This window comes from Microbacterium sp. UBA837, assembly GCF_002296025.1.
In the GTDB taxonomy this organism is placed as follows: domain Bacteria; phylum Actinomycetota; class Actinomycetes; order Actinomycetales; family Microbacteriaceae; genus Microbacterium.
The window spans coordinates 1-6249 of sequence record NZ_DBHD01000068.1; the positions used below are offsets into that span (position 1 = coordinate 1).

Genomic DNA, 6249 nt, shown 5'->3' on the forward strand with positions numbered 1-6249 from the left:
TCGAACTGCTGACATCAGCCGTGCGGCGCGACCCGGCACGCTTGGCTGAACTCTTGCATCCAGGGTTTGTCGAAGTCGGTCGCTCAGGGAGGTTGTGGTCGCGCGACGAAACGATCGCCGCGCTGGCTCATGAACCGGGCCGGAAAACTCCGGCCACGAGTGAGTGGGCCTTGCACTCGGTGGCTCCTGGGCTCACCCTCGTCACCTACGTCGTTTCGAGGCCAGAAGGCGACAGTCGGCATTCCTCCCTCTGGGCCATGCACGACGGGAGGCCAGCCGGTTGAGTTGCGCGCACAAGGTGCGTCAAGTGCAGGCCAGCGCGTCGCCCGAAGAGTCGGAAACACCCTCGAAACGTGATAGCCATGAGCAATCAATGATTGCCTCCTAGCATCGCGGTGTGACGAACACTGACGAGTTCACCCTGCGCCCGCGCGTGCAGGAGTTTCTGGCGTCGGGGCGCGCGGAGCTACTGATCGACGGCGACTGGCTCCCGGCATCCGCTGGCGCGACCTTCACCACGATCGACCCGGCCACCGGCGCCGCCCTCGCCGAGGTCGCCCGCGGCACCGCACCGGATGTCGACAAGGCAGTCCGCGCCGCGAAGGGCGCGCTGCGCTCGTCGGCCTGGCGCGAGATGCGGCCCGCCGACCGCGGCGCACTGCTCTGGCGCATCGCCGACCTCATGACCGAGCACCTGGACGACCTCGCACAGCTCGAGACGCTCGACCAGGGCAAGTCCTTGCGCACGTCGCGGTTCGGCGAGGTTCCGGCGGCGATCAACCAGTTCCGCTACTACGCGGGCTGGCCGACGAAGATCCTCGGCGACACGATCCCCACGTCGCTCTCGCGCACCCCTCCCGGCAAAGAGGTCTTCGCCTACACGCGTCGCGAGCCGGTCGGCGTCGTCGGCGCGATCGTGCCGTGGAACTCGCCGCTCATCATGACGGCCATGAAGCTCGCCCCCGCCCTCGCCGCCGGCTGCACGATCGTGCTCAAGCCCGCCGAGAACACGCCCCTCACCGCGATCTACCTCGGCCAGCTCATGCTCGAGGCGGGCCTGCCCGCCGGGGTCGTCAACATCGTCACGGGGTACGGTCACGAGGCGGGGCAGGCTTTGGCGGAGCATCCGGATGTCGACAAGATCGCCTTCACCGGCTCGACCGCCGTCGGCAAACGCCTCGTGCAGTCGGCCGGCACGCGGCTGGCCCGCCTCACTTTGGAGCTCGGCGGCAAGTCGCCGTCGATCATCATGCCCGACGCCGACCTGCCCGCCGCGATCGAAGGCGTCTCGCGCGGCATCTTCGACAACGGCGGCCAGGTGTGCGTCGCCAGCGCCCGCATCTACGCGCACCGGGATGTCTACGACGACGTCCTCGCCGGGATGGCCGACTTCGGGTCCCGCCTGCATCTCGGACACGGCCTCGCCGAGGGCACCGACCTCGGGCCGCTCGTCAGCAAGGCGCAGGCCGACCGGGTTGCCGGCTACGTCGACGAGGGCCGCGCCGAAGGTGCGCGGGTCGTGAGTGGCGGCATCCGTGAAGCCGACACCTTCTATACGCCCACCGTGCTCACCGACGTGACCCCGCAGATGCGCCTCATGCGCGAAGAGATCTTCGGCCCCGTCGCCGTCGTCACCCCGTTCGACGACCTCGACGAGGTGGTCGGGTGGGCCAACGACTCCCCGTACGGCCTGGCCGCGAGCGTCTGGACCGAAGGCCTCAGCAACGGCCACCGCATCGCCGCGCAGCTCGAAGCCGGCACCGTGTGGGTCAACTGCCACTCCTTCCTCGGCCCCGAACTGCCCAAGGGCGGCCACAAGGAGTCGGGCTGGGGCTACGAGAACGGCCCGCAGGGCCTCGAGAACTATCTAGAGACGAAGACGGTGGTGATGGTGCTGTGAGCGCAGATTCCCCGAAGCGCATATTGCTCGGCGCGTTCGAAATGATGAACCCCAACAACGGGATGCCGACCTGGACCGACCCCCGCGGGCGCGGCGACGACTGGGACGACCTGTCCTACTGGCTGGGGCTCGCGACGATGCTGGATGCCGCGGGCTTCGACTTCCTCTTCTTCGCCGACACCTACGGCTACGCCACGCTCGACGGACGGATGCCTGACGAGGTCGCCGCTCACGGCATTCAGTTCCCCGCCCTTGACCCGATGCTCGCGATCCCGGCCCTCGCGCACGCGACCAGCCAGCTCGGATTTGTCGTCACCTCGCCAACCACGGTCGAAAAGCCCTACGGCACCGCCCGCCGGTTCGCGACGCTCGACCGGTTCACCGCCGGCCGCATCGGCTGGAACGTCGTCACCGGGTCGTCGCAGGCCACGACCGACGAGCTGTTCGGCGTGACGCAGAAGCTCAGCCACGACGAGCGGTACGACGCGGCCGACGAGTTCCTCGACACGTGCCTACGGTTCTGGGAGCACTCCTGGGACGAGGATGCCGAGGTCCGCGACCGCTCGCGCGGCGTGTATGCCGACCCGAGCATGCTGCACCGCGTCGAGGTTAACGGCACCTATCAGCGGGCGCAGGGCGTTTTCGCGGTGCCGCCGACGCCGCAGCGCACGCCTGTGCTGTTCCAGGCCGGGACCTCCGACCGCGGCCGGGCGTACGCCGCCCGCAACGCTGAGGCCGTGTTCATCCAGGGGCAGTCGATTCCGACCGCCGCAGCCCACGTCGCCGACATCCGCGCGCAGGCCGTGGCGCAGGGCCGCCGCCCCGAAGACGTCAAGGTCATCACCGGGATGACGGTGACTGTCGCCGCCACCGAGGCAGAGGCCCAGGCGCTTCGGACCGAGTACGAATCGGTGCTGGGGCTGGATGACGCGGCGGTCATGTTCGCCGGGATCACCGGCATCGACCTCACCGGCATCGACCCCGACACCCGCGTCGCCGACCTGCACACCGACCTCGGGCAGACCCTCATCAACCGGTACGCGCGCACCAATCCAGACATCCGGGTGCGGGCGGTGCTCGACCAGTTCCGCACGAAGGCGATCCGCGGGTTCCAGATCACCGGATCGCCCGAGCAGGTCGCCGACGAGATCATCGCGATCGTCGACGGATCCGGCATCGACGGCATCATGCTCGAACCGACCTTCGGCGGACCCGCGTCGTACGAGGCGTTCATCGAGTTGGTGCTTCCGATCCTGATCGAGCGTGGGCGCGCCGGAACCCCGGAGGGCGCGACCCTGCGCGAGCGGCTTTCGGGCTCGCCGCGCCTCGCCCCCACCCACCGCGCGCATCGGCTTACCGCCACGGATGCCTCAGCCGAGGCATCCGTCACCGCGCCGCTCGCTGCCGCGACATGACCCGCCTTCGTGTGCCCCAAAACGCCCCGCGCCCCAGCAGCGCACGGCGTGTTGCGGCAAACGAAATGGCACGACCGAGACCCCAGTCCAGACACCCCATCCTCGTTTGCCCCAAACCGCTCCGCGACCCAGCAGCGCACGGCGTGTTGCGGCAAGCGAAGGGGGACTGCAGAAACACCACCCCGCCGAGACGTCAACCCCAACCCGAAGGACTGCACGTATGAAAGCCGAAGCCGTCGAGGCGGTGATCCGCGGGCTCAAGCGCGCCGGGGTCTCCGTCGCGACCTACCTGCCCGACTCGCTCCTGAAGGAGCTGTACCCCGCGCTGGATGCCGACCCCGACATCCGCACGATCCCCGTCACCAACGAGGGCGAGGGCGCCGCGATCGCCGGGGGCGTGTTCCTCTCGGGCAAGCGCGCCGTGCTCGTCATGGAGAACTCGGGCCTGCGCGCCGCGACCGAACACCTCGCGCGCCTGGGCCTGGGCGCCGGCATCCCGGTCGTCATGATCATGAGCTACCGGGGCGAGCTCGGCGAAAACAACTGGTGGGCGATCCCGCACGGCATCACGATGGAGCCCCTCCTCGGAGCCCTGCGCACCCCGTACCGCATCGTGCGTGAGGTCGACGAGGTCGAGCAGGCGGTCGTGGACGCCTACGAAACCGCCTATTCGTCGTACTACCACGCCGCCGTCGTCCTGGGAGGAGGGCTCGTCCGATGAGCTACAGCAGATTCGAGGCCATGGAGCTTCTCGGCAAGCGCCTCACCGACGACGCTCTCGTCATCCTGTCCCTCGGCGGCGCCGTCGACGAGTGGTACAACGCCGCCCCGCACATGCGCGAGGCGAGCCTGTTCCAGCAGCAACTCGGATGCGTCAGCGGCGAAGCCTTCGGCCTGGCCGTCGGCCTGCCCCACCGCCAGATCGTCTCGCTCGACACGGATGGCGGGCTGCTGTTCAATCTCGGCATCCTCGCGACCCTCGGCAACGAGCAGCCCGAAAACCTCTTCATCGTCGTGTGGGACAACGAGCAGTACCAGTCGATCGGCGGACCCGCGACCCACACCGCGAAGGGACGCGTCGACCTCGCCGCGATCGCCCGCGGCGCCGGGGTCGAGAAAGCGTTCACGGCGCACACGCTCGAGGAGTTCGACGCGCACTGCGCCGCCGGCCTTGCCGCGACCGAGCCCTACATCGTGGTCGCGAAGACCGACGGCATCCTGCAGCCCGGCATCAAGCGCAAGCACTCGGACGGCCGCGAAGACAAGTACATCTTCGTTCGCCACGTCGAGAAGATCGAGGGCATCACGATCATGGGCCCCAGCGAGCACAACTGATGGGGTGCGGCTGATGGGCGTCGTCACGGCCCCGACCGGCGCCTACGACTACCTCGTCGTGGGCGCCGGCGCTGCCGGGTGCGTGCTGGCCGCGCGGTTGAGCGAGAACCCCGACGCGCGCGTCCTGCTGATCGAGGCGGGCCCCGATCATCGCGGGCTGCGCGAGATTCTGGATGCCGCACACTGGGATGCCCTCATCGGCGGCCGTCTCGACTACGGCTACCGATCGGCACCGACCCCGCATGTGCTGGGGCGTTCGATCGCGATGCCGCGCGGGCGGGTGCTCGGCGGTAGCTCGTCGACCAACGCGATGCTCTGGTACCGCGGCGCCCGCGCCGATTACGACGCGTGGGCGGATGCCGGCGCCACCGGCTGGGGATACGACGACCTGCTTCCCTACTTCAGGCGGTCCGAGACTCGACCCGGCGGTGACCCCGCTTACCGCGGGCTCCACGGACCGGTGCGGGTCGCGCCACTCTCGCGCGTGCATCCGATCGCGACGGCGCTCCTGGATGCCGCAGCCGCGCGCGGACTGCCGGTGCTGGATGACGCCAACGGCCCGTCGAACGAAGGCGCCGTGTTCGCCGACTACAACGCCATCGAGGGCGACGACGGATCGTTCGAGCGCTGGAGCACCGCCCGCGCCTACCTCGAACCCGCGCTGGCGCGGCCGAACCTCGACGTGTTGGTCGACAGCCCCGTGCACAGGATCGATCTCACCGGCTCCCGCGCGACCGGCGTGACGCACCTGATCGACGGACGCGAAGTGACCACGACCGCGGACCGCATCGTGCTGGCCGCCGGCGCCATGGACACCCCGCGCCTGCTGCAACTGTCGGGGATCGGTGATCCTGACCGGTTGGCGGCTGTCGGCATCCGTCCCCGCCATGCGCTGCCGGGCGTCGGAGAGAACTTCCAAGACCATCCGCTCGTGTTGGGCGTGAACTTCCGCGCCCGCGAAGGACTCGGGCCGGTCATCGGCAACGGGGGCGGGACGATGCTCAATTGGCGGAGCTCCTACGCCGAGCGCGGACCCGACCTGCACACGGTCATCGCGCACGGTTCCCGCGGCGATGAGGCCCTGCACGCGCGCTACGACCTCGGCGGCGATCAGATGTTCGCGCTCGTGCCCGGGCTCTACGGCTCCCGCTCTGTCGGGTGGGTGCGGGTGCGGTCGGCCGACCCGACCGTGCCGCCCGAGTTCCAGCCGAACTACCTCGCCGACCCGAAGGATCTCGTCGCGATGGTCGAGGCGATGGATGTCGCACAAGAGCTTGTCGCCGGTCCCGCGTATGCCGACCTGCATCCGGAACCGCTGACGCCTCCGCCGTCGATGACCGATCGCGCCGAGCGCGTGCAGTTCGTGCGCGAGAACGTCGGGAGCTTCTTCCACGGCGTCGGCACCGCCCGTATCGGCACCGACGAGCTCGCCGTCGTCGACCCTGGGCTGCGGGTGCGCGGACTCGAGGGGCTGTGGGTTGCGGATGCCTCGGTCATGCCGATCATCCCGACCGCGAACACGCAAGCCCCGACCGTGGCGATCGCCGAGCGCGCCGCCGAGCTCATCGCCGCGGACTGATTCCACCGTTCGGTCGCGCC

At 69.5% G+C, this 6249-nt stretch carries 6 protein-coding genes; all 6 read left to right on the forward strand.

What is annotated here, in order from left to right; all coding sequences use genetic code 11:
- Nucleotides 1-20 precede the first annotated feature (20 nt).
- The 6 genes from B3587_RS05195 to B3587_RS05220 all read left to right on the forward strand — a co-directional run bounded on the left by B3587_RS05195 (nt 21) and on the right by B3587_RS05220 (nt 6229).
- Nucleotides 21-284: a DUF4440 domain-containing protein gene (locus tag B3587_RS05195; RefSeq protein WP_414683115.1), complete on the forward strand. Its 264-nt coding sequence runs from the start codon at nt 21-23 to the stop codon at nt 282-284.
- Nucleotides 285-397: 113 nt separating this feature from the next.
- On the forward strand, nt 398-1900 hold the full coding sequence (locus B3587_RS05200; protein WP_292726905.1) for an aldehyde dehydrogenase family protein: 1503 nt from the start codon (nt 398-400) through the stop codon (nt 1898-1900).
- Complete coding sequence (locus B3587_RS05205) at nt 1897-3315, forward strand: NtaA/DmoA family FMN-dependent monooxygenase (protein WP_292726907.1); 1419 nt, start codon at nt 1897-1899, stop codon at nt 3313-3315. Before B3587_RS05200 ends, B3587_RS05205 begins: the two co-directional genes overlap by 4 nt.
- 220 nt (nt 3316-3535) lie before the next feature.
- Nucleotides 3536-4036: a thiamine pyrophosphate-binding protein gene (locus B3587_RS05210; protein WP_195692721.1), complete on the forward strand. Its 501-nt coding sequence runs from the start codon at nt 3536-3538 to the stop codon at nt 4034-4036.
- The gene (locus tag B3587_RS05215; RefSeq protein ID WP_228179261.1) at nt 4033-4650 is read left to right on the forward strand and encodes a thiamine pyrophosphate-dependent enzyme; all 618 of its coding nucleotides are present in this window, start codon (nt 4033-4035) and stop codon (nt 4648-4650) included. The genes B3587_RS05210 and B3587_RS05215 overlap by 4 nt, the downstream gene beginning before the upstream one ends.
- 13 nt (nt 4651-4663) lie before the next feature.
- On the forward strand, nt 4664-6229 hold the full coding sequence (locus B3587_RS05220; RefSeq protein WP_292726910.1) for a GMC family oxidoreductase: 1566 nt from the start codon (nt 4664-4666) through the stop codon (nt 6227-6229).
- Nucleotides 6230-6249 lie beyond the last annotated feature (20 nt).

Excerpts from the sequence above, each read along its gene's own strand:
- B3587_RS05210 (WP_195692721.1), top strand. The coding sequence starts at position 3,536 with ATGAAAGCCGAAGCCGTCGAGGCGGTGATCCGCGGGCTCAAGCGCGCC.
- B3587_RS05215 (WP_228179261.1), top strand. The coding sequence starts at position 4,033 with ATGAGCTACAGCAGATTCGAGGCCATGGAGCTTCTCGGCAAGCGCCTC.
- B3587_RS05220 (WP_292726910.1), top strand. The coding sequence starts at position 4,664 with ATGGGCGTCGTCACGGCCCCGACCGGCGCCTACGACTACCTCGTCGTG.